The organism is Bradyrhizobium sp. 154 (assembly GCF_023073875.1).
Taxonomy (GTDB): Bacteria; Pseudomonadota; Alphaproteobacteria; order Rhizobiales; family Xanthobacteraceae; genus Bradyrhizobium.
The window spans coordinates 52053-75847 of the sequence record NZ_JADPKG010000053.1; the positions used below are offsets into that span (position 1 = coordinate 52053).

The 23795-nt window shown below is 65.7% G+C and carries 18 protein-coding genes; 8 read left to right on the forward strand and 10 right to left on the reverse strand.

Annotated features, from left to right (window positions below; translation table 11 throughout):
• The first annotated feature begins 117 nt into the window (after window positions 1-117).
• From IVA92_RS14050 to IVA92_RS14085, 8 genes are all read left to right on the forward strand, one after another.
• Entirely contained in the window at window positions 118-2622 is a 2505-nt protein-coding gene (locus tag IVA92_RS14050; protein ID WP_247276506.1) for a PAS domain-containing sensor histidine kinase, read from the forward strand.
• Window positions 2619-4139: a tRNA (adenosine(37)-N6)-threonylcarbamoyltransferase complex ATPase subunit type 1 TsaE gene (tsaE, locus tag IVA92_RS14055; protein ID WP_247276507.1), complete on the forward strand. Its 1521-nt coding sequence runs from the start codon at window positions 2619-2621 to the stop codon at window positions 4137-4139. The genes IVA92_RS14050 and tsaE overlap by 4 nt, the downstream gene beginning before the upstream one ends.
• A gap of 87 nt (window positions 4140-4226) precedes the next feature.
• Window positions 4227-4544 carry a PilZ domain-containing protein gene (locus IVA92_RS14060; protein ID WP_247276508.1) on the forward strand — a complete coding sequence of 106 codons (318 nt, stop codon included), beginning with the start codon at window positions 4227-4229 and terminating at the stop codon, window positions 4542-4544.
• Between the two features lie 123 nt (window positions 4545-4667).
• Entirely contained in the window at window positions 4668-5390 is a 723-nt protein-coding gene (locus tag IVA92_RS14065) for a nucleotidyltransferase family protein (RefSeq protein ID WP_247276509.1), read from the forward strand.
• A gap of 242 nt (window positions 5391-5632) precedes the next feature.
• Window positions 5633-8779 carry a double-strand break repair protein AddB gene (gene addB / locus IVA92_RS14070; protein ID WP_247276510.1) on the forward strand — a complete coding sequence of 1049 codons (3147 nt, stop codon included), beginning with the start codon at window positions 5633-5635 and terminating at the stop codon, window positions 8777-8779.
• Window positions 8773-12282 (forward strand): double-strand break repair helicase AddA, encoded by a 3510-nt coding sequence (gene addA, locus IVA92_RS14075; protein ID WP_247276511.1) that lies wholly within the window; start codon window positions 8773-8775, stop codon window positions 12280-12282. Before addB ends, addA begins: the two co-directional genes overlap by 7 nt.
• Window positions 12283-12349: 67 nt before the next feature.
• Window positions 12350-12670 carry a thioredoxin gene (gene trxA / locus IVA92_RS14080; RefSeq protein ID WP_074121876.1) on the forward strand — a complete coding sequence of 107 codons (321 nt, stop codon included), beginning with the start codon at window positions 12350-12352 and terminating at the stop codon, window positions 12668-12670.
• A 145-nt stretch (window positions 12671-12815) separates the two neighbouring features.
• Complete coding sequence (locus IVA92_RS14085) at window positions 12816-13823, forward strand: ATP-dependent DNA ligase (protein WP_247276616.1); 1008 nt, start codon at window positions 12816-12818, stop codon at window positions 13821-13823.
• A gap of 12 nt (window positions 13824-13835) precedes the next feature.
• Here the strand turns inward: IVA92_RS14085 and IVA92_RS14090 are convergent, their stop codons facing one another.
• From IVA92_RS14090 to rpsA, 10 genes are all read right to left on the reverse strand, one after another.
• Window positions 13836-14576, reverse strand: a complete 741-nt coding sequence (locus tag IVA92_RS14090; RefSeq protein ID WP_247276512.1) for a metallophosphoesterase family protein — start codon at window positions 14574-14576, stop codon at window positions 13836-13838.
• Window positions 14577-14593: 17 nt separating this feature from the next.
• Window positions 14594-15937: a folylpolyglutamate synthase/dihydrofolate synthase family protein gene (locus tag IVA92_RS14095; RefSeq protein WP_247276513.1), complete on the reverse strand. Its 1344-nt coding sequence runs from the start codon at window positions 15935-15937 to the stop codon at window positions 14594-14596.
• The gene (gene accD, locus IVA92_RS14100) at window positions 15934-16875 is read right to left on the reverse strand and encodes an acetyl-CoA carboxylase, carboxyltransferase subunit beta (protein ID WP_247276514.1); all 942 of its coding nucleotides are present in this window, start codon (window positions 16873-16875) and stop codon (window positions 15934-15936) included. Before accD ends, IVA92_RS14095 begins: the two co-directional genes overlap by 4 nt.
• 111 nt (window positions 16876-16986) lie before the next feature.
• On the reverse strand, window positions 16987-17823 hold the full coding sequence (gene trpA, locus IVA92_RS14105) for a tryptophan synthase subunit alpha (RefSeq protein WP_247276515.1): 837 nt from the start codon (window positions 17821-17823) through the stop codon (window positions 16987-16989).
• Entirely contained in the window at window positions 17820-19034 is a 1215-nt protein-coding gene (gene trpB, locus IVA92_RS14110) for a tryptophan synthase subunit beta (protein ID WP_247276516.1), read from the reverse strand. Before trpB ends, trpA begins: the two co-directional genes overlap by 4 nt.
• Complete coding sequence (locus IVA92_RS14115; protein ID WP_247276517.1) at window positions 19031-19702, reverse strand: phosphoribosylanthranilate isomerase; 672 nt, start codon at window positions 19700-19702, stop codon at window positions 19031-19033. Before IVA92_RS14115 ends, trpB begins: the two co-directional genes overlap by 4 nt.
• A gap of 66 nt (window positions 19703-19768) precedes the next feature.
• Window positions 19769-20161, reverse strand: coding sequence for a lipopolysaccharide assembly protein LapA domain-containing protein (locus IVA92_RS14120; RefSeq protein ID WP_247276518.1), 393 nt, complete (start codon window positions 20159-20161; stop codon window positions 19769-19771).
• A gap of 71 nt (window positions 20162-20232) precedes the next feature.
• Complete coding sequence (locus IVA92_RS14125) at window positions 20233-20538, reverse strand: integration host factor subunit beta (RefSeq protein WP_008539997.1); 306 nt, start codon at window positions 20536-20538, stop codon at window positions 20233-20235.
• 173 nt (window positions 20539-20711) lie between these two features.
• A complete protein-coding gene (gene sppA, locus IVA92_RS14130) occupies window positions 20712-21692 on the reverse strand; it encodes a signal peptide peptidase SppA (protein ID WP_247276519.1) in 981 nt (326 codons plus the stop codon).
• A 255-nt stretch (window positions 21693-21947) separates the two neighbouring features.
• A complete protein-coding gene (gene rpsA, locus IVA92_RS14135) occupies window positions 21948-23654 on the reverse strand; it encodes a 30S ribosomal protein S1 (RefSeq protein WP_247276520.1) in 1707 nt (568 codons plus the stop codon).
• Window positions 23655-23795 lie beyond the last annotated feature (141 nt).

Consider the following 23795-nt stretch of genomic DNA (forward strand, 5'->3'; position numbering starts at 1 on the left):
CCGCCTTTGCGTTCACGATCTGGACTCTTACCGGCGGAGTCACGGTGAGGGTATTGTCTTTTGATTCGCGCGCGACGGGGGTCGCCGCGCGCAAATCCGTGCGATCTTGGGGCAACTATGTCAGGCGTGATCGTGTCGATGCGTCGGACGCTGCTGTCGTGCACATCGTTGGTGCGCAACGGCTTGTTGGGAGGCGCTTTGGCGGCGCTGCTGCCGGCTGCGCCGGCTGAGGCCGCCGACCTCGTCGACACTCTCTCCATCATGCTGGATTTCAACCGGCAGGAACTCGCGGTGCTCGCCACTGCGCTGGCCCTGCTCGGCTTCTCGGTGATGGCCGCGATCCTGTTGATGCGCACGCGCGTGCGCACGGCGAAGAACGAGGCGCGGCTGCGCGCGCGAATCGGGGAACTGCAACTTCAGGCCGATCGCTTCGGCGCCCTGCTGTTCGCCGAGCCGCAGATCCTGATCTCCTGGGCGGCCGGCGACAATCGCGCGCAGATTTCCGGTGACATCTCCATGGTGCTGCCGCGCGATTCCTCGCCGCAACGCGTGCTCGCATTCGGAACCTGGCTGCCGCCGGAACCCGCGCTCCAGATGGATCATGCGGTCGATGCGCTGCGCGAGCGCGGCGATGGGTTCCAGCTGACGCTGACGACTGCGCATGGCCACACGCTCGAGGCCATCGGCCGCGCCATCGGCGGCCAGGCCATTGTGCGGATTCGCGAACTCTCCGGGCTCCGGCGCGATCTGGCCGAGACCAATCTGCGTTACAAGGCGCTCTCCGACGAGACCGAGATGCTGCGCGGCTTCGCCGCCGCAGCACCCTGGCCGATCTGGGCCAAGGGGGAGAATGGCGCACTGACCTACGCCAACCCCGCCTATGTCCGAGCGACTGAGGCGAACAGCATCATCGATGCCCAGGAGCGCAAGCTCGAGCTGCTCGACAGCGCCAACCGCACCGCGATGGACCGAGGGCTGAAGGACGCCGCCAATTTCACCTCGCGGCTGCCGATCGTGATCGGTGGTGAGCGGCGCATGTATGACGTGCGCGCGGTCAATGTCGGCAGCGGCAGTGTCGGCGTCGCCATCGATGCCAGCGAGGCAGACGCGCTGAGCTCGGCCCTCGTACGCATGGCGGAAGCGCATCGCCGCACACTGGACCAGCTCTCCTCGGGCGTTGCCGTGTTCGATGGCCAGCGGCGCCTCGCCTTCTACAACGATTCCTATCGGCGGCTGTGGGACCTCGACCGCACCTTCCTCGACGCCAACCCTGATGATTCCGGTGTGCTCGACCAGCTCCGCGCCGCGCGCAAATTGCCGGAGCAGCCGGACTTCCGCGCCTGGAAGGCCAAGCTGCACGAAGCCTATCGCGCGGTCGAGACCGCCAAGGACACCTGGTACCTTCCCGACGGCCGCGCGCTTTCCGTCGTCACCACGCCGAATCCCGAAGGCGGCGTCACCTATCTGTTCGACGATGTCACCGAGAGCCTCGAGCTCGCCCGCCGCTTCGACGGCATGATCCGGGTTCAGCGCGAGACGCTGGACAGCCTCGCGGAAGGCGTCGCGGTGTTCGGCAGCAACGGCAAGGCGCAGCTGTTCAACCCGGCCTTTGTCCGGATGTGGAAGCTGTCCAGCGATGCCATGCGCGACGAACCGCACATCCAGACGGTCGAAGGCTGGTGTCATCAGCTCTACGATGATCCCGTGGTCTGGCGCCAGATCCGCGAAGCCATCACCTCGATCGAGAACCGCGCCGACGTGCCGCTGAAGCTGGAACGCAAGGACGGCAGCGTGCTCGATGGCATGATCCGCCCGCTGCATGACGGCGCGACCATGTTGACGTTCCAGGACATCACCGACACCGAGAATGTCGAACGCGCGCTGCGCGAGCGCAACGAGGCGTTGGAGGCCGCCGACCAGATGAAGGTGGATTTCGTCCACCACGTCTCCTACGAGCTGCGCTCTCCCCTTACCACCATCATCGGCTTCGCGCATTTCCTCAGCGATCCCTCGACCGGACCGCTGACGCCGAAGCAGGCCGAATATCTCGACTACGTCACCAAATCGACCAATGCGCTGCTGGCGCTGACCAACAACATCCTCGATCTCGCCACCATCGACGCCGGCGCGATGAAGCTGGAACTCGGCCCGGTCGACGTCAGCAAGGCCATCGAGCTCGCGGCCGAGGGTATCCAGGACCGCCTCGCCACTGACCGCATCCGCCTCAAGGTCGAGATCGCGCCCGACATCGGCAGCTTCATCGGCGACGAGAAGCGCGTGGTGCAGGTGCTCTATAACCTCCTTGCCAACGCAGTCGGGTTTTCTCCACAGGATTCCACCGTCGGCATCAGCGCACGCCGCACCGAGCGCAGCGTGGTCTTCACCGTGACAGATTCAGGGCCTGGAATACCTGCCGACATGAAGGACAAGGTGTTCAACTGGTTCGAAAGCCGCTCGCAGGGCTCGCGTCACCGCGGCGCCGGGCTCGGCCTGTCGCTGGTGCGCTCCTTCGTCGAGCTGCATGGCGGCAAAGTACGGGTGGACTCGATCGTCGGCCGGGGCACGGTCGTGATCTGCGACTTCCCGACCGACCAGGCGGCGCATCGCGACGCCGCCGAATGACCGAAGCAACCACATTCTCCGTCGCGCTCCACAACGAGACGGCTACCGCGCAATTGATGGCCGACCTCGCGCTGCTGGTCGGCCCCGGCGACGCCGTCACGCTCACTGGCGATCTCGGGGCCGGCAAGACCGCAGCCGCGCGCGCCCTGATCCGCTATCTCGCCGGTGACGAGACGCTGGAAGTTCCGAGCCCGACCTTCACGCTGGTGCAGGGCTACGAGCTGCCACCCTTCCCGGTGATGCATGCTGACCTCTACCGCGTCGAGGACGAGAGCGAGCTCGAGGAGATCGGGCTGTCGCCGCTGCCGGACGCAACCCTCGTTCTGATCGAATGGCCAGAGCGTGCGCCGTCGGCGATGCCCGAAGACCGCATCGACATCGCGCTGACGCACCGGCCGGCGCTGGGCTCGAATGCGCGCGCGGCCGACATCACCGGTTACGGCAAGGGCGCCGCGCAAGTCGTGCGACTGAAGGCCCTGCGCGAATTCCTCGACGCCTCCGGCTATCTCGACGCGACGCGTCGGCGCATGGCCGGCGATGCCTCGACCCGCTCCTATGCGCGGCTGCTGCGCGACGGCGAGACCGTCATTCTCATGAACTTTCCGCAGCGCCCCGACGGCGCCGCCCTTTATGACGGAAAGTCCTACAGCGCCGCAGTGCATCTCGCCGAAAATGTAAAGCCCTTCGTCGCCATCGACGAAGGCCTGCGTGCACAGGGAATCTCTGCGCCCGCGATCCACCATTCGGATCTCGACCACGGCTTTCTGATCACCGAAGATTTCGGCAGCGAAGGCGTGATCGAAGGCGATCCGCCGCGCCCGATTCCCGAACGCTATGAGGCTGCGATCGATGTGCTGGCCATGCTGCACGGCAGGACGCTGCCGGAAACCTTACCGCTCGCCGGCCAGAGCTACGAGATACCGGTCTTCGACGCCGAGGCGCTGCTGATCGAGATCGGCCTGATGCCGGAATGGTATCTGCCCGATCGCAATGCTCCGCTCAGCCAAGAGGCGCGCGCCGAGTTTCTCGCGATGTGGCGCGAGCTGCTGAAGAAGCCCTTGGCGGCGCCGCGGACGTGGATCATCCGGGACTACCACTCGCCCAATCTGATCTGGCTTGGGAATCGCAGCGGCATCGAACGCGTCGGCGTGATCGATTTCCAGGACACCGTGCTTGGACCGAAATCCTACGATGTGGTGTCGTTGCTCCAGGACGCCCGCATCGACGTGCCCGAAAGCCTCGAGCTGACGCTGCTGTCGCGCTATATCAAGGCACGCCGCGCCAGCGACGCAAGCTTCGACGCCGCCGGCTTCGCCGAGCTCTACGCCATCATGTCGGCGCAGCGGAATACCCGCCTGCTCGGCACCTTCGCCCGGCTGAATCGCCGCGATGGCAAGCCGCATTATCTGCGTCACCAGCCGCGGATCTGGACCTATCTCCAACGCTCGCTGGCGCATCCCGCGCTCGGCTCTTTGCGCGACTGGTATCTCGCCAACGTCCCGCCGCCGCAACCCTGATCCGGGCCCGATTTACCAGCCGTTAGCCAAGATGTCGCTATTCTGGCCGCGAGGCAGCCGGATCGTTACGGGGCTGGAGCAAGGGTGATGACGGCGAAAGCGGATCAGCGCGGCAATAACCGGGTCGTTTTCGAGCGCGGGGTTCCGGCCCAGATGATGGGCATCGACGGCACCTGGCGGCGTGACTGCACCATGGAGGACGTTTCCGATACCGGCGCCAAGCTGACCATCGACGGCTCGGTCGAAGGCCTCCATCTGAAGGAATTTTTTCTCCTGCTGTCGTCCACCGGACTTGCGTACCGGCGCTGCGAGCTGGCCTGGGTCAATGGCGACCAGATCGGCGTCAATTTCCTCAAGCTCGGCGACAAGAAGAAAAAGGTGCGCTCCACCGCCATCGGGGCGTGACGGCAACACCCGTCGTACAACCGTCACGGCGGGCGATTAAGGCGGTTGGGATGCGGTGCGGCTGGCCGAGGCTCATGCTAGGATTGCCGCGAAAGCGAAATCAAGGGATTTGAGAAAGCGAGAATGTCCGTCAAACCGACCAAAGCCATGGTGCTTGCCGCAGGGTTCGGCCTGCGCATGCGTCCGCTGACGGACAAGATGCCGAAGCCGATGGTGCCGGTGGCCGGCCAGCCGCTGCTCGACCACGTGCTCGACAAGCTCGGCCATGCCGGCGTGACCGAGGCGGTGGTCAACGTGCACTATCTGCCGGACCAGATCATCAATCACACCGCATCGCGCCAGCATCCGCGCGTGACCATCTCCGACGAACGCGACCAAGTGCTCGGCACCGGCGGCGGCGTCGTGAAGGCGCTGCCGCTGCTCGGCGACGCGCCGTTCTTCCACGTCAATTCCGACACGCTGTGGATCGACGGCGTGCGCTCGAACCTGACGCGGCTTGCGGAAAACTTCGACCCCGCGCGCATGGACATTCTGCTGCTGATGGCGCCGACCGCGACCAGCATCGGCTATAGCGGCCGCGGCGATTACGGCATGCTGCCCGACGGGGCCTTGCGCAAGCGCAAGGAAAAGGAGGTCGTTCCGTTCGTCTATGCCGGCGCCGCGATCATGTCGCCCGCGATCTTTGCCGATGCGCCCAGGGGCGAGTTCTCGCTGACAAAAATGTTCGATCGCGCCAACGAGCAGGAGCGGCTGTTCGGCCTGCGGCTCGACGGCGTCTGGATGCATGTCGGCACGCCTGATGCGGTGCATGCGGCTGAAGAGGCGTTTCTGGAGAGCGTGGCCTAGGGCTGCTTCCATGTCCCGGACGCGGTGCAGCGCGTAGCGGTGCGCCGCTGAGCCGGGATCCAGAAAGCTACAGGCAAGGCGGCGAGATGGGCCCCGGCTCTGCAGCGCATCGAAGGAGCGCTGCGCTGCGTCCGGGGCACGAGAACGGTGATGCCGCGCAAACGGCGGGGAAGACGTCACCTCGGCCCATGACCATTTGACCTTGTCTCCCTATATTGGCGCCTGATCGAATCAGGCAGCCCATGCGCGTTTTCAGCGTTCCCATCTCAGTTCCGTTCCTGCGCACGGTCGTCGCGAGCCTGCTCGACGGCCGGCTGGCCGATGGCTTCGAGGCGCGCAAGGAACCGGCGCGGCTTGCGGATGCGACTCTGTACCTGCCGACCCGACGCGCGATGCGCGTGGTCCGCGAGATCTTCCTCGACGAGATGAAGGCGGATGCTGTGGTGCTGCCGCGCATCGTCGCACTCGGCGACATCGACGAGGACGAGCTCGCCTTTGCCGACGAGGGCGAACAGTTCTCCGGCGCGACGCCGCTCGACATTCCGCCCCGGCTCGGCGAGCTCGAACGGCGGCTGACACTTGCGCAACTGGTGGCGGCCTGGGCCAAGCGCCCGGTGCTGTCCCCGCTGGTGGTCGGCGGCCCCGCCTCGACGCTTGCATTGGCGTCCGATCTTGCACGGCTGATCGACGACATGGTGACGCGCGGTGTCGACTGGAGCGCGCTCGATGGGCTCGTGCCTGATAATCTCGACCGCTACTGGCAGCACTCGCTCGAATTCTTGCGCATCGCGCGCGTTGCCTGGCCCGGCCACCTCGCCGAGATCAAACGGATCGAGCCGGCGGCACGGCGCGATCTCCTCATCGCGGCGGAAGCCAGGCGGCTGACCGCGCATCCGAACGGGCCGGTGATCGCGGCCGGTTCAACCGGCTCGATGCCGGCCACCGCTAAATTCCTCCATGCGGTCGCATTGCTGCCGCATGGCGCCGTGGTTCTGCCGGGCCTCGACACCGATCTCGACGAGGACGCCTGGCGCACCATCGGCGGCGTGCGCGATGCGCTCGGCAAGTTCGCGGAGCATCCGGCGTCGAACCATCCGCAATATGCCATGCATGCGCTGTTGCAGCGTTTTGGCATCAAGCGCAGCGACGTCGACATTCTCCAGCCGCCGGCAGAAGGCGGGCGCGATCTGCTCGCATCGGAATCGATGCGGCCCTCGGCCAAGACGGAAGTTTGGCATGACCGGCTGAAGCAGCCGGATGTCGCCGCAAAGATCGCTGGCGGCATGAAGAACCTGGCGGTCGTGGAAGCCCCCAACCCCGAAATGGAAGCCCTCGCGATCGCCATCGCGATGCGCGAGGCGCGGCATCTCGACAAATCGGCGGCGCTGGTGACGCCCGATCGCGCGCTGGCGCGGCGGGTAATGGCTGCGCTGACCCGATGGGACCTCGCCTTCGACGATTCCGGCGGCGACGTGTTGATGGAAACGTCGGCCGGTGTCTTTGCCCGCCTCGCAGCAGAGGTCGCGACCAAGGGCCTGGAGCCGCCGACGCTCCTGGCGATGCTGAAACATCCGCTGTGCCGGCTCGGCCGGCTACCTGGCGCATGGAAGGCGGCGATCGAGGGACTCGAGCTCGCGGTCTTGCGCGGCACACGCCCACCCGCCGGCACGGCCGGCCTGTTGCGCGAATTCAACCGCTTTCGCGACGAGCTGGCAAAGCTGTGGCGCAGCGAAGTCTCCGCGCTCCATCGCGCGGAGCCCCGCGCGCGGCTCAAGGCGGAGGATCTCGATCGCATCCAGGCGCTGATCGATGCTTTGCGACACGCATTGGCGCCGATCGAGAGCCTGGCCTCATCAAAACCTTATGACTTCGCCGAGCTCGCGCACCGGCATCGCGAAATCCTGATCGAGCTGTCGCGCGATGAGCAAGGCATTCCGCTCGCCTTCGAGGATCGCGAGGGCCTCGCCCTCGCCAGCGCCTTCGACGATCTGCTGCGCGGCGGAACGACCAGCGGGTTGATGGTGCCGTTGCCTGACTATCCCGATGTCTTCCAGACCGCGTTCGGCGACCGCGCGGTGCGGCGGCGGGATAGGCCCGGCGCGCGGCTGCAGATCTACGGCCCCCTGGAATCGCGCCTGATGCAGGCCGACCGCATCATCGTCGGCGGTCTGATCGAGGGCGTCTGGCCACCGGCACCACGCATCGATCCCTGGCTGAGCCGGCCGATGCGGCACGAGCTCGGTCTCGATCTGCCGGAGCGCCGCATCGGCCTCTCCGCGCATGACTTCGCACAGCTGCTCGGCGCCGACGAGGTGATCCTCACCCATTCCGCCAAGGCCGGCGGCGCGCCGGCGGTGGCGTCGCGCTTCCTGCACCGGTTAGAGGCGGTTGCGGGCGACCATCATTGGAACGCGGCAGTTCGCGCCGGCGAGAAATACGTGCAGTTCGCCGGCGCAATGGACCAGCCCGACGAGGTCAGGCCGATCAAGCAGCCGGAGCCGCGACCGCCGCGCGCGACGCGGCCGCTCAAGATGTCGGTCACCGAAATCGAAGACTGGCTGCGCGATCCCTACACGATCTACGCCAAACGCATCTTGCGATTGGATGCACTCGATCCGGTCGACATGCCGCTCTCGGCTGCCGACCGCGGCTCGGCGATCCATGGCGCGCTCGGCGAGTTCACGGAAACCTATGCGGCACGCCTGCCCGACGATCCCGCGCGCGTGCTGCGCGCGATTGGCGAAAAACATTTTGCCCCGCTGATGGAGCGGCCCGAGGCGCGGGCGCTGTGGTGGCCGCGTTTCCAGCGCATCGCGCGCTGGTTCGGCGAATGGGAGACGGCGCGGCGCGACGCGATCGAGGCCATCACGGCAGAGACCCACGGCGAGATCTCGATCGCGCTCGACAACGCGCGCAGCTTCCGCCTCTCCGCGCGCGCGGACCGCATCGAACGGCGCCAGGGCGGCCGCTATGCCATCCTCGATTACAAGACCGGGCAGCCGCCCACCGGCAAGCAGGTCCGCATGGGCCTGTCGCCCCAGCTCACGCTGGAAGCTGCGATCCTGCGCGAGGGAGGCTTCCCAGACATCGAGGCCGGCGCGTCCGTGAGCCAGCTCGTCTATGTCCGCCTCAGCGGCAACAATCCACCGGGCGAGGAGCGCGTTCTCGAACTCAAGTTCAAGCCAGGCGACGAGCCGCAACCACCGGACACCGCGGCGGCCGAGGCGCGCGCCAAATTGGAGGCGCTGATCCGCGCCTTCGAGGACGAGAACCAGGCCTATACCTCGCTGAACCTGCCGATGTGGGCGAACCGCTACGGCACCTATGACGATCTCGCCCGGATCAAGGAATGGTCGGCGGCCGGCGGATTGGGGATCGAGGAATGGTGAAGGCACCGCGCCCCATCCCCGACGAGGTGCGCGCGCGGCAGGCGCGTGCATCCGATCCGACCGCATCGGCTTTCGTGTCGGCCAACGCCGGCTCGGGCAAGACGCATGTGCTGGTGCAGCGGGTCATCCGTCTGCTGCTCGCGGGCGTCCCGCCGGAAAAGATCCTCTGCATCACCTTCACCAAGGCCGCGGCCGCCAACATGGCCGAGCGCGTGTTCACCACGCTCGGTCATTGGGTGACGCTGGACGACGCTGCGCTCGACGCAGCCATTCGCGCGGTCGGCATCCCGCATCCCAGTGCAAAGCTGCGGCGCGAGGCGCGAAAGCTGTTCGCCTGCGCGCTGGAAACGCCGGGCGGGCTGAAGGTGCAAACGATTCACGCGCTGTGCACGCGCCTGCTCCAGCAGTTCCCGTTCGAAGCCAACGTGCCGGCACGCTTCGCCGTGATCGACGAGCGCGACCAGACCGACATGATGGAACGCGCCAATCTGAGGGTGCTGCTGGAGGCCGCGCGTGATCCCGAGAGCCTCACCGGCCGCGCACTGTTGACGGCAATGGCGAGCGCCGCCGACGTCACCTTCAAGGAGGTCGTACGCGAGGCGTGCCTCAGCCGCGATCATTTCATGGCCTGGACCGACCAAGCTGGCGATGCCGGAGCGGCGGTCGAACAGATGGCGGCTGTGCTGGGAGTCGACGCGGGCGACCAGATCGAGGATGTCGAGACGGAGATTCTCGACGGCCCTTTCCTGCCGCGGTCGCGCTGGGACGATATCGCGCTTGCGCTGGAGGACGGCAGCAAGTCGGACAAGGACCAGGCCGGCCGGCTCCGCGAAGCAAAAGTCTTTTCCGGCAGCGCGCAGGTCGATGCCTATCTCTGCGTCTTCCTTACCGACGACAAGCTGCCGCGCAAGGTGGTGCTGACCAAGAAGCTTTGCGATCACAACCCGTCCGTGGCCCGCCTGTTCGAGGCCGAGGCGCAGCGGCTCGGTGGGCTGATCGAGAAGCGCCGCGCGGTGACCATGCGCGACCGCACCGCGGCCCTGCTACATATCGCGACCGCTGCTGCCCAAAACTACCGCCGCGAGAAGCAGGAGCGCGGACTGCTCGACTACGACGACCTCATCGACAAGACCCTGGCGATGCTGGACCGCGTCTCCGCGGGCTGGGTGCATTACAAGCTCGATCGCGGCGTCGATCACGTCTTGATCGACGAGGCCCAGGACACCAGCCCGCGGCAATGGGACATTGTCGCGCACATCATCTCCGAGTTCACCGCAGGCGAAGGCGCGCGCGAGGGGCTGAACCGCACCATCTTCGCCGTCGGCGACGAGAAGCAATCGATCTTCTCGTTCCAGGGCGCGGCTCCCCACGAATTCGATGCCCGACGGCGCGAGCTGCACCGCAAGTTCACCGCGGCCGGGCTGAAATTCGACCCGGTCGCCTTCACCTATTCGTTTCGCTCGGGCGCCACGATCCTGCACTCGGTCGATCACGTCTTCCGCGATCCCCAGATCTACAAGAGCATCCATTCGGTCGAGATCGGCCACCCCCTGCACAACGCCCTCGCCGATGCAGGGCCGAGCGTGATCGAGCTGTGGGATCTCGCGGAGGCCGACGATCGGCAGGATATCGAAGGCTGGCGCGCCCCCTTCGACGGCGTCGCCGTCACCAGCCCCGAAGTAAAGCTCGCTCACCGCATCCAGGCCGAAATCAAGCGGCTGGTCGAGAGCGGCACGCTGACGGGGCACGAAGGCGAACGCCGGCCGCTGCGCTATGGCGACATGCTGATCCTGGTGCGGCGACGCGGCAACGCATTCGATGCCGTGATCCAGGCGCTGAAGCATGCCAACGTGCCGGTCGCCGGCGCCGATCGACTCAAGCTCACCGAGCACATCGCCATCATCGATCTGATGAATCTCGCCGATGCGCTGCTGCTGCCGCAGGACGATCTCGCGCTCGCGGTGGCGCTGAAGAGCCCGCTGTTCGGGCTCGACGACGACGACCTCTTTACCCTCGCCTGGGATCGCAAGGCATCGCTGCGCCGTGCGCTTCGCGAGCATGCAGCCACACGCGAGAAGTTCGCCACGGCATTGCGGCGCCTGGAAGCCTGCGAGGCACGCGCGCGCGAGGAGACGCCGTTCGCGTTCTACGCCTGGCTGCTCGGCGGCGATGGCGGCCGTGCGCGCATCCTGCGCCGGCTCGGCTTTGAGGCCAACGATGCGCTCGACGAATTTCTTGAGCTGGCACTGAACTACGAGCGCAAGGCGCCGGCCTCGCTGCAAGGCTTCATGGCCTGGCTGCGTTCGGCCGACACCGAGGTGAAGCGCGACATGGAAATCTCGCGCGACGAGGTGCGGGTGATGACGGTGCACGGCGCCAAGGGCCTGGAGGCTTCGGTCGTGTTCATGGTGGACACCACGTCCTCGCCCGCGGACTCGCAGCGGCTGCGGCTGATCCATGTGCCGCGCGGCAATGGCGGCGAGGTGGTGGTCTGGGCCGGCCGCAAGGCGGACGACCCGAAGCCGGTCGCCGAGGCGCGCAAGGCGATGCTGGAGGAGACCGAGGACGAGTATCGCCGCCTGCTCTATGTCGCGATGACGCGCGCGGCCGACCGCCTGATCGTCGGCGGCTGCATGCCCGGCAACATGAAGACCGTCCGCAAGCTGAGCTGGTACGATCTGGTCGACACCGGTCTCGCCGGCTCGGGCCTGGACAAGCAGGTCATCGAGACGCCGCTCGGCAAGGTGACGCGGTTCTCGCGGCCGGAGGATATCGTGGCACTGGGCGCACCGGCGGCATCGGTCCGCCAGACGATCACGCTGCCGGGCTGGCTGCGGGCGCCGGCTCCGCGCGAGATCGTCGACGATGATGCCCTGCGCCCCTCGGGCCAGTCGGCCGAAGAGGGCCGCAGCGTACGATCAGGCGAATCGGTGCAGTCGCGCGCGCTGGCGCTGCAGCGCGGCACGCTGGTGCACCGCCTGCTGCAATCGCTGCCCGACATTGCCGCCGAGCGCCGGCGCGAGGCCGCACGCGACTTCATGGCCCGCAACGCCTCGGACTGGCCGGAGGCCGACCGCGCCGCGCTGGCCGACAAGGTGCTCGCCTTGATCACTGAGCCGCGCTTCGCCCCGGTATTTGCCGCCGGCAGCAGGGCCGAGGTTGCCATCGCCGGCAAATTGGAGCGGCCGGGCCGCGCCCCGGCGCTGGTGTCGGGGCAGATCGACCGGCTGGTCGTTCGCCCCGAGGAGGTCCTGATCGTCGACTTCAAGACCAACCGGGCGGCGCCCGGAAGCGCGGCCGAGGCACCCGCCGCCTATGTGCGGCAGCTCGCGCTGTACCGGGCGGTGCTATCGCGGCTTTATCCCCAAAAGCTGGTCCGCGCCGTCCTGCTCTGGACCGAGGCCCTTGAATATATGGAGATTTCGGCCCCCGCGCTGGACGCGGCGCTGGCATCCCTTCATCTCGGTGTGAGCGTCCTTGACCCGGCAAGGGGCCGTTCATAGGTTGACCTCATGATCCCAAGCGCGATTCCAGGTCGCGCCGATTCTTTCAACCGAGTGAGGTACTCCAATGGCCGTTAGCAAGGTTTCCGACGCCGATTTCGAAACCGAAGTGCTCAAGGCGAACGGCCCCGTGGTCGTCGATTTCTGGGCCGAATGGTGCGGCCCCTGCCGCATGATCGCGCCCGCGCTCGACGAGATCGCCGGCGCGATGGGCGACAAGGTCAAGATCGTGAAGCTCAACGTCGACGAGAGTCCGAAGACCGCGTCCAAGTACGGCGTCATGTCGATCCCGACCCTGATGATCTTCAAGGGCGGTGAGATGGCTTCCCGCCAAGTGGGCGCGGCGCCGAAGGCGAAGCTTCAGCAGTGGATCACCTCCGCGGTCTGATCCGCCTCGCGCAGGATTATTTTCGAAAGCGGCCGGCGAAAGCCGGCCGCTTTGCGTTGACGGGACATGTTCAGCGTAGGACGAGTCCCAGCCCTTGCCAGCCCCTCCCGCAAAACGCGCCCGAAAATCGGCCTCTCTCGTAGCAATGGAGGCGAGGTCGGTCGAGGCGATCCCGCGCGGCAAGGAATGGCAGTACGAGCCGAAATGGGATGGCTTCCGCTGCTTGCTGGCGCGCAGTGGCAGCAACGTCGATCTTCGCTCGAAGTCCGGCGAGGATCTCGCGCGCTATTTTCCTGAGATCGTCGCCGCCGCGCTGAGCCTGAAAGCGGATCGTTTCACGCTCGACGGCGAGATCGTCGTGCCGCACGGTAAAGGCTTTTCCTTCGACGCATTGCTGCAACGAATCCATCCTGCCGCAAGCCGCGTGAAGAAACTCTCGCAGGATACGCCGGCGCTCTACCTCGTCTTCGACCTGCTCGAAACGGCCAAGGAGAAGCAGCTTGCCGGAAAATCGCTGAGCGAGCGGCGCCCGCTCCTGGAAGCATTTGCGAAAGACCATTTGAAGAACAGCCTTTTCCATCTCTCGCCGGCGACGACGAGCTACGCCACCGCCCAAAAATGGCTGGCGCAGTCGGGCGGCGGCTCGGACGGCGTCATCGCCAAGCGCATCGACCTGCCCTACCAGGCGGGAACGCGCGAGGGCATGCAGAAGATCAAGAAGTTTCGCAGCGCCGATTGCGTGGTCGGCGGCTTCCGCTATGCCAGCAATAAGATCGGCGGACGCAACGTGGTCGGCTCGCTGCTGCTCGGGCTCTATGACGACAATGGCTTGCTGCACCATGTCGGCTTCACCTCGGCCATCAAGGCGCAGGAGAAGCCGGCGCTGACCGATCGCCTGGAGCCATTGATTGGCGAGCCCGGTTTCACCGGCAACGCCCCGGGCGGACCGAGCCGCTGGTCCACCGAGCGCTCGGCCAAATGGTGTCCGCTCAAGCCGAAGCTGGTGATCGAGGTCTGCTACGACCATTTCAGCGGAGAACGCTTTCGCCACGGCACCTCGATCCTGCGCTGGCGTCCCGACAAGGCACCACGGCAATGCACATTCGAGCAGTTGATGCAGAAAGTGGCCGATCCGATGAAATTATTGAAGTGAACGTAGCCGCAGCTACTTGATCCACCCCGTCGCCAGCGCATTCGCCAGTTCGGGCTGATTGTTGCGTCGCGCCAGCGCGGCCATGGCCTCGTGATCATAAGCGACGTGGCGGAACGTCACCTGCCAAGCGCCGTCAGCGAGTTCGAGAACGGCATAACGCGCGTGCGGCGTGCCGGCTTCGACGGCATGCGGGAATGGATGCTTGTCCCGAAAGCCGGGACTGCCGACGCTGCCGGGATTGACGATCAGCCGCCCGTCGGGCAGGCGCACGGCCCGCGCAAGGTGGGTGTGGGCGCAGAGGATCAAGGATTGCGTGATGCCTTGCGCGAATGGTTCGATGCGATCGAGCGGCGATAGCGCGACCGTGCCGTCGGGACGCACGGTATCGAGCCAGTACACCTCGTCGCTGCCGGGCGTCGCATGGCAAAGGAACACCTGTTCTCGGAAGACCCGTGTCATCGGCTGCGCGCGCAGCCAGTCGAGCTGCGCGGCGTCGATCTGCGCATGGGCGGGGCGATCCCACGAGCCCATCTTTTCCGGAGCGCGGTCGAGCAGATAGCGATCGTGATTGCCAAGCACGTGCACGGCGTCGATCCTCATCAGGATCTCGATCGTCCTGCGAGCATCGAGTGGCCCGCTCAGCATGTCGCCGAGATTGACGATGTCGGCAATGCCGAGTGTGCGGATGTCGGCGAGCACCGCTTCGAGCGCGAGGTAGTTTCCGTGGACGTCGGCAATCGCAGCAAAACGCATCGTGGTCACCGTAGTCGCTATGCAGGAGGCGTGCCGTTGATTGCGAGCACGTGGCCGGCCAGATACAGCGAGCCGGTGATCAGGATGCGCGGCGGCACCTCGTAGGCGAGCTTCGCCAATGCGCGCAGCGCAGCTTCGATGCCGGGCGCGGGCTCCACACGCATGCCGAGGCTGCGCGCGGCGTCCGCTAGGCGGTCGACCGGCATCGCGTTCTCGGTATCAGGGATCGGCACCGCGATGATGTGACGGGTAAGCCCGGCGAAATTGGCAAGAAAACCCTGCGCATCCTTGTTGGCCATCATGCCGGCGATGACGACCAGCGGCCGCGACACCCGCTCTTCGAGATCACCGAGCGCGGCGGCGGCCACGCGGCCGCCTTCAGCATTGTGCCCACCATCGAGCCAGATGTCCGAGCCCTGCGGTCCCCAAGAGAGCAGCTCCCCCGAGGTGATGCGCTGCATTCGTGCCGGCCATTCCGCCCCGACGATACCGGCCTCGAACGCCGTCTGGCTGACCTTGAACGCCGGGACGGCGCGCAGCGTCGCGATTGCAAGGCCGGCATTGTCGAACTGGTGGCGGCCGAACAGGCGCGGCGCCGCAAGATCCATCAGGCCGCGATCGTCAGAATAGACCAGACGTCCGCGCTCGACATTGACGTGCCAACTTTCGTTCGCCGCAAACAGCGGCGCACGCATGCGCCTGGCCTGTGCTTCGATCACGGTCATCGCCTCGGCAGCCTGCTCGGCACAAATCACGGGCGCGCCACGCTTGATGATCGCGGCCTTCTCGCCGGCGATGGATGCCAGGGTGTCGCCGAGGAAGTCCATGTGGTCCATGCTGACAGGCGTGATCACGCAGGCCGCCGGCGCATCGACCACATTGGTCGAATCGAGCCGGCCGCCGAGACCAACCTCGAGCAGCACCACGTCGGCCGCATTTTGCGCGAACAGATGAAAGGCCGCGGCGGTCTTCAGCTCGAACAATGTCGCAGCCTCGCCGGCATTGGCGCGCTCGATCTCTTCCAGAGCGGTGCGCAGTTCATCATCGCTGACGAGCACGCCGCCGCCGACGCGACCGAGCCGGAAGCATTCGTTGATGCGGACGAGATAGGGTGAGGTATAGGCGTGGACGCGCAAGCCTGCGGCCTCCAGCGTCGCGCGCAGATAGGCGAGCGTGGAGCCCTTGCCGTTGGTCCCGGCGATGTGGATCACCGGCGGCAGCTTGCGTTCGGGATGGCCGAGCCGCGCGAGCAGACGATGCATCCGCTCGAGCCCGAGATCGATGCGTTTCTGATGCAGGGCCGACAGCCGCCCGATCAGTTCGCCGAGCGGCGGCTTTGTGCTGTCAGAGGAGGCGTTCACGCGTGGGGCGCAGCCGGCGCCGTCTCGGCGGCCGATACGATCTGCGCGGGGCTCGCGACCGGCTGCACCGATCTCGATGCGCCTTCCTGCGGCGGCGCCTTGGTCAGCAAGCGGCAGAGCCGCGCCAGGGTCGGACGCAATTCGTGGCGATGTACGACCATGTCGACCATGCCGTGCTCCTTCAGATACTCGGCGCGCTGGAACCCCTCGGGGAGCTTTTCGCGGATGGTCTGCTCGATCACGCGCGCGCCGGCGAAACCGATCAACGCGCCGGGCTCGGCAATGTGCACGTCGCCCAGCATGGCGTAGGACGCGGTGACACCGCCGGTGGTCGGATTGGTCAGCACGACGATATAGGGCAGTTTTGCCTCACGCAGCATCTGCACCGCCACCGTGGTGCGCGGCATCTGCATCAACGACAAAATGCCTTCCTGCATGCGCGCGCCGCCCGATGCGGCAAACACGATGAATGGCGACTTCTTCTCGACCGCGAGCTCCATTCCACGCACGATGGCTTCGCCCGCGGCCATGCCGAGCGAGCCACCCATGAAATCGAAGTCCTGCACGGCGACGACGACGGCGGAGCCTTCAAGCTTGCCGTAGCCGACCTTGATCGCGTCGTTGAGGTTGGTGCGCGCGCGCGCATCCTTGATGCGGTCGACGTATTTTTTCTCGTCGCGAAACTTGAGCGGGTCGGGCGTGACCTCGGGCAGCGCGACGTCGAACCAGGTCTCGTTGTCGAAGATCGACTTCAACCGCGCCACCGCGCCCATGCGCATGTGGTAGTTCGAGCCGGGGATGACGAACTGGTTGGCCTCGACGTCCTTGTAGAACACGAGCTGTCCGGAATCCGGACACTTGATCCACAGATTCTCCGGCGTCTCCCGCCGCAGCATGTTGCGGATCTTCGGCCGGACCACATTGGTAAGCCAGTTCATGCTTTGCTCCGATGCGCGAACCCGCCTCGCGGGTCGCCTGTAGAATATATGGCGGCCGGGCCGCTGCCCGGCAAGCTGCCGTGTCGCCTGCCCGGAAAGCGGAACTATGGCCTATTCCGCCGCTTGCTGCGCCCCCTTGACGCCCTGGGCCAGGGCCGCCGTCAGCTCGGCGACGGCGTCAACGGTTTTATCGGTCGCTCGCCCCTCGGCATCGAGGCTGTTCTTGAGCGCATCCACCAGTGCTGTGCCAACCACCGCACCATTGGCGTGCGAGGCGATCGCCTTGGCTGTCTCCGGCGTGCGGATGCCGAAGCCGACGCAGACCGGCAGCTTGGTATGTCGCTTGATGCGCGCAACGGCTTCGCTCACCGCCGAGGAGTCCGCAGCCGCCGCTCCGGTGATACCGGTGATCGAGACGTAGTAGACGAAGCCCGATGTGTTGGCGAGCACGGCCGGCAGGCGCTTGTCGTCGGTGGTCGGCGTCGCCAGGCGGATGAAGTTGAGGCCGGCCTTCATCGCCGGCAGGCACAGCTCGTCGTCTTCCTCCGGCGGCAGATCGACGATGATGAGGCCATCGACACCTGCGCTCTTCGCGTCAGCCAGGAACTTGTCGACGCCGTAGATGTAGATCGGATTGTAATAGCCCATCAGCACGATCGGCGTCGCGTTATCGTCCTTGCGGAAGCCGCGCACGAGCTCTAGCGTCTTCTTCAGCGTCATGCCGGCCTTGAGCGCGCGGAGACCCGCGGCCTGGATCGACGGACCATCGGCCATCGGATCGGTGAAGGGCATGCCGATCTCGATCACGTCGGCACCCGACCGCGGCAGCGCCTTGATGATCTCGAGCGACGTCGCCGCATCAGGGTCGCCGGCCATCAGGAAGGTCACGAAGGCCGGGCGGCCCTGCTTCGCAAGCTCGGCAAAACGGGTGTCGATACGCGTGCTCACTTCTTGCCCCTCAGGATGTCGCCGACTTGCGGGACGTCCTTGTCGCCCCGGCCGGACAGATTGACGACCATCAGGTGATCCCGAGGCCGCTTCGGCGCGAGCTCCATCACCTTGGCGATGGCGTGCGCCGGCTCGAGCGCCGGAATGATGCCTTCCAGCCGCGACAGCAATTGGAACGCAGCGAGTGCTTCGTCGTCCGTCGCGGAGAGATATTTGACGCGCCCGACCTCGTGCAGCCAGGAATGTTCGGGGCCGATGCCGGGATAGTCGAGACCGGCCGAGATCGAATGCGCGTCCTGGATCTGACCGTCCGCATCCATGAGAAGATAGGTGCGGTTGCCGTGCAGCACGCCGGGACGGCCGCCCGCGATCGAGGCGGCGTGCAGCTGCGTGAGTCCGTGGCCGGCGGCTTCGACGCCGAAGATCTCGACGGAGGGATCATCGAGGAACGGATGGAACAGGCCCATCGCGTTCGAGCCGCCACCGATGCAGGCCACCAGCGAGTCCGGCAAGCGGCCCTCGATCTCCTGCATCTGCGTCTTGGTCTCGTTGCCGATGATCGACTGGAAGTCGCGCACCAGCGTCGGATAGGGATGCGGGCCCGCCACCGTGCCGATGCAATAGAACGTGTTGTGCACGTTGGTGACCCAGTCGCGCAGCGCTTCGTTCATGGCGTCCTTCAGCGTGCGCGTGCCTGACTGCACCGGCATCACCTTGGCGCCCAGCATCTCCATGCGGATGACGTTGGGCTGCTGCCGCTCGACGTCAACGGCGCCCATATAGACCACGCATTCGAGGCCGAAGCGCGCGCACAGCGTCGCGGTGGCGACACCGTGCTGGCCGGCGCCGGTCTCGGCGATGATGCGCTTCTTGCCCATGCGCCGCGCCAGCATGATTTGGCCGAGCACATTGTTCACCTTGTGTGAGCCGGTGTGGTTGAGCTCCTCGCGCTTGAGATAAATCCTGGCGCCGCCGAGATGCTCGGTCAGGCGCTCAGCGAGATAGAGTGGCGAGGGCCGGCCGACATAGGTCTTGAGGTAGCCGTTCATCTCGGCCTGGAACGCCGGATCGGCCTTGGCTTCGGTATAGGCCTTCTCCAGATCGAGGATCAGCGGCATCAAGGTTTCGGCGACGAAGCGGCCGCCGAAAATACCGAAATGGCCGCGCTCGTCGGGGCCACTACGGTAGGAATTGGGTTTGGCGACGTTCATCGGACACTCAACTCTTGGCTCGTATCTTGGCTGGCGCGCGCGGCGCGGATGAAGGCCTTGATCATCTCCGGATCTTTCACGCCCGGAGCGCTCTCGACACCGGAGGAGACGTCGACGCCGCCGGCTCCGGTGACGCGGAGGGCTTCCGCAACGTTGTCGGCGTGAAGCCCGCCCGAGACCATATAGGGCAGGCTCACATCGAGATTTTGGAGCAGGTGCCAGTCGAAGGGGGCGCCGAGACCACCGGGGCGGGTTGCATCTTTCGGTGCGCGCGCATCGAACAGGATGCGGTCGGCGACTGCGGCGTAGCCGGGCAGCACCGCGAGATCGGCAGATGTGGCGACCGGCACCGCCTTCATCACCGGACGGCCGAACCGCTGCTTGATGTCGCGCAGCCGCGCCACGCTCTCCTTGCCATGGAGCTGAAGAATGTCCGGCGCCAGCGCGTCCATGATGTTGTCGAGCATGGCATCGTCGGCATCGACGATCAGCGCGACCTTGAGCGCACGGCGCTTCACCTGGCGCCCGAGATCGCGTCCCGCTTCCAGCGACAGGTGCCGCGGCGACGGCCGAAAGAACACGAAACCCACCATGTCGGCACCCGCCTCGAGCGCCACCTCGAGCGTCTCGGGCGTGGACAGACCGCAGATTTTGACGAGCAGGGACATGGTCTCAAAGCGGATGGAGGCCGCGGGCCCGCGGCCGGAAAACAGGGCTTTCGATTGCGGCCGCTTCTACAACGTCGCGCGCTGCTTGTCTCGCCCGATGGGCCCATAAAGGCCGACCCCCGAAGGGACTGGGAGGCGCTGGGACTCGGGCCTTGCCGCCGCCATTTGGGCCCGCAGATCGGCCAGTTCGCCCCTGGCAGCGCGTGCATCCGCCTCATTGCGGCGCGCCGCGCGCCGCCAGTGCCACTGGCCGAGCCAGACTGCGCATCCACCCGTCAGCACGCCAAGGGCAGCGACCAGGATCAAAAGCAGGAACAGCGGCAAGGTGACCGACAGCGAGGGGTCGGCCGACATGAAGGGATCGAAGGAGACGGTGACGAAATGCCGGTTGGCGACGGCGAAAACCAGCAGGAGCAGGCCCAGCGGAATCACGATCAGCGCGGTCAGGAACTTTCGCATCTCGCTTCGCTCGCCTTGAATCAAGCTTGCGGCCGCATCATGCGCGACCGCAGAAAATCCTGATGCCCGGCTCAATCTGCCGCGCCGGGATCCGGATGGTCGCGGTTCAGCCGCTCGCGCATTTCCTTGCCGGTCTTGAAGAACGGGACGCTCTTCTGGTCGACAGGCACATGAGCGCCGGTGCGCGGATTACGTCCGGCGCGTGCAGGGCGATGCTTGACCGAGAAGGCACCGAAGCCGCGCAGCTCGACGCGATCACCGCGTGCGAGGGCCGCTACGATCTCTTCGAGAATCGCATTCACAATGTTCTCGACATCCCGCTGGTACAGATGCGGGTTGTGCTCGGCGATACGCTGAACAAGTTCGGATTTGATCATCGAGAGATAGGACCCGGGAGCGTGCGGATGACCATTTCCGTGAAAATACCTTGATCTGTCAAGACGCTAAATCAAGATTGAGCGTCGTGAAAATACGTGACAAATGCCGAAAAAGCAGGCTGTGCCGGCACCCGTCACGCGGGAAAACCCCCGCACGCTCGCCTCGGTTCCGGTCAGTTTGACGCGGCCGGCTGCCACAGGGCCAGCATTCCATCCATTCCGAACCGATCGACCGCCTGTGCGACGCCGGTTTGCCCGATTTGATGCGCAATCGAGCTCAAACCCAGCGCTTCCAGCGTCACGGCGGCGGCCGTCTTGAGGAAGGGCAGATCGCCGAAGCGCGGCTCGAGCTTGTAATCGCGCACGCTGAGCCCCTTCTTGACGCCCTTCTGCTCGACCAGCCAGGTCACCGCCGTCTTCTCGTCGCCGATCTGGTCGATCAGCTTGAGATCGATCGCCTGGCGGCCGGTGAAGACGCGGCCATCGGCCACTTTCTCGAGCAGCGTGTCATCCATGCCACGCCGTTCCTTCACCAGGCCCCTGAACCAGGCGTAGGAATCCTTCACCAGCGCATCGAGCGCGGCCCGCGCCTCGGGGCTGGTGGGCTCGAAACCATTGGGCGCGGCCTTCAGCGGCGACGACTTCACCTCCTCGACCTTGACGCCGATGGTCTTCAGCAACTCGGAGACATTGGGGTATTGAAACAACACGCCGATCGAGCCGACCAGCGAGCTCTGCTGGGCGATGATGTGGTCGCTGGCGATCGCGGTGATGTAGCCGCCGGAGGCGGCAAGGCCCTCGACCACGACGACGAGCGGCTTCTTCGCCTTCAGTCGGGTGAGCGAATCGTAGAGCTGCTCGGAGCCGGCGGTGGTGCCGCCCGGCGAGTTGACGTGAACGATGACGGCAGCGGCCTGCGAATTCTCCAGCCGCTCCAGCGCCTGGGTGCGATCGGAATCGCTGCGGATCAGGCCCTCGATGTGGACGCGCGCGATCGAACCAGCAGACGCGAACGTGCCGCGCGCACCTGGTGTCGCGATCAGCGCAAAGCTCGCGATCGCCGCGATCGCGATCAGCGCGGCCATCACGCGCCAAAACGTCAGCTTGCGGCGGATCCTGCGGCGATCGACGATGATGTCCGAATCCAGCGACATCGGAATATCTCCAAAATGAAAGACGGAGCGCGTTGTGCCGTCACAGCGTGACCGTCGGCTTATTCTCGATACATCAATTGCGGCGCAATTTGAAGAAAACAAGGCCCGTCCTAGCCCGGATGGAGCGAAGCGCAATCCGGGATTGGCGGCGCAAGGACTTTCCCGGATGACGCTGCGCTCCATCCGGGCCGCGAGCACGCAACAAAAAGCCCCGGCTCGCGCCGGGGCTTCGATGCAGCGAAACGTGCGTTTCGCTTACTTGTTGTCGCGGTTCTTGAGCGCGGTGCCCAAGATGTCGCCGAGCGTTGCACCCGAATCGGAGGAGCCGTACTGCGCGATGGCTTCCTTTTCTTCGGCGACTTCGAGCGCCTTGATCGACACCTGGACCTTGCGGGCCTTCTTGTCGAACTGGATCACGCGGGCATCGACCTTCTCGCCGACGGCAAAGCGTTCAGCGCGCTGGTCGTTGCGGTCACGGGCGAGCTCCGAGCGCTTGATGAAGGTCGAGAAGTCGGTACCGGCGATCTTCACCTCGATGCCGCTCTCCTTCACTTCGAGCACTTCGCAGGTCACGACCGCGCCCTTCTTGACATCGCCCGGCTCGGCGAAGGGGTCGCCTTCGAGCTGCTTGATGCCGAGCGAGATGCGCTCCTTCTCGACGTCCACGTCGAGCACCACGGCCTTGACCATGTCGCCCTTCTTGTAGTTGTCGATCACCTGCTCGCCCGGAAGCTTCCAGTCGAGGTCGGAGAGGTGGACCATGCCGTCGACGTCGCCTTCGAGACCCAGGAACAGACCGAACTCGGTCTTGTTCTTGACCTCGCCTTCGACCACCGAACCGGTCGGGTGAGCTTCGACGAAGACCTCCCAGGGGTTGCGCATGGTCTGCTTGAGGCCGAGCGAGATGCGGCGCTTGACGGAATCGACTTCCAGCACCTGCACGTCGACTTCCTGCGAGGTCGAAACGATCTTGCCGGGGTGCATGTTCTTCTTGGTCCACGACATCTCGGAGACGTGGATCAGGCCTTCGATGCCCGGCTCGAGCTCGACGAACGCGCCGTAGTCGGTGATGTTGGTGACGCGGCCGGTGAAGCGGGCACCCAGCGGGTACTTGGCTTCGATGCCCTGCCACGGATCATCCAAGAGCTGTTTCATGCCCAGCGAGATGCGGTGCGTCTCGTGGTTGATCTTGATGATCTTGACCTTCACGGTCTGGCCGATCGAGAGCACCTCGGTCGGATGGTTGACGCGGCGCCAGGCGATGTCGGTGACGTGCAGGAGGCCGTCGATGCCGCCGAGATCAACGAACGCACCGTAGTCGGTGATGTTCTTGACCACGCCGTCGATGACCTGACCCTCTTCGAGATTCTGCACCAGCTCCTGACGCTGCTCGGCGCGGGTCTCTTCCAGCACGGTGCGGCGGGACACGACGATGTTGCCGCGACGGCGATCCATTTTGAGGATCTGGAACGGCTGCGAATTGTTCATCAGCGGCGCGACGTCGCGGATCGGACGGATGTCGACCTGCGAGCGCGGCAGGAAGGCCACGGCACCGTCGAGGTCGACGGTGAAGCCGCCCTTGACCTGGTTGAAGATGACGCCGTTGACCTTCTCGTTGTTCTGGAACGCCTTCTCGAGCTTGCCCCAGCTCTCTTCGCGGCGCGCCTTGTCGCGCGACAGCACGGCTTCGCCGAGGGCGTTCTCGATGCGATCGAGGAACACTTCCACCTCGTCGCCGACCTTGATCTCGCTGTCACGGCCGGGGCCGGAAAATTCGCGCAGGGCAACGCGGCCCTCGGTCTTCAGGCCGACGTCGATGACGGCCATGTCCTTTTCAATTGCAACCACCTTGCCCTTGACGACGGAGCTTTCCTGCAGGTTGCCGCCTGCGAAGGATTCGTCGAGCATCGCGGCGAAATCGTCGCGCGAGGGGCTATAGGTATCAGCAGAAGTCGAAGCCATTTGTTCTCCAGTTGCGGAAGTCTTGCCGGCCGTTGGGTTCATGGGCGCATCGCACACGCAGTGTCGGAAGGTCCGCAAGACCTTCGAGCGACCGCTCGCGGCTCCGGCTCGGTGCTGGAGCAGCGGAAGCGGGCCGGCTGA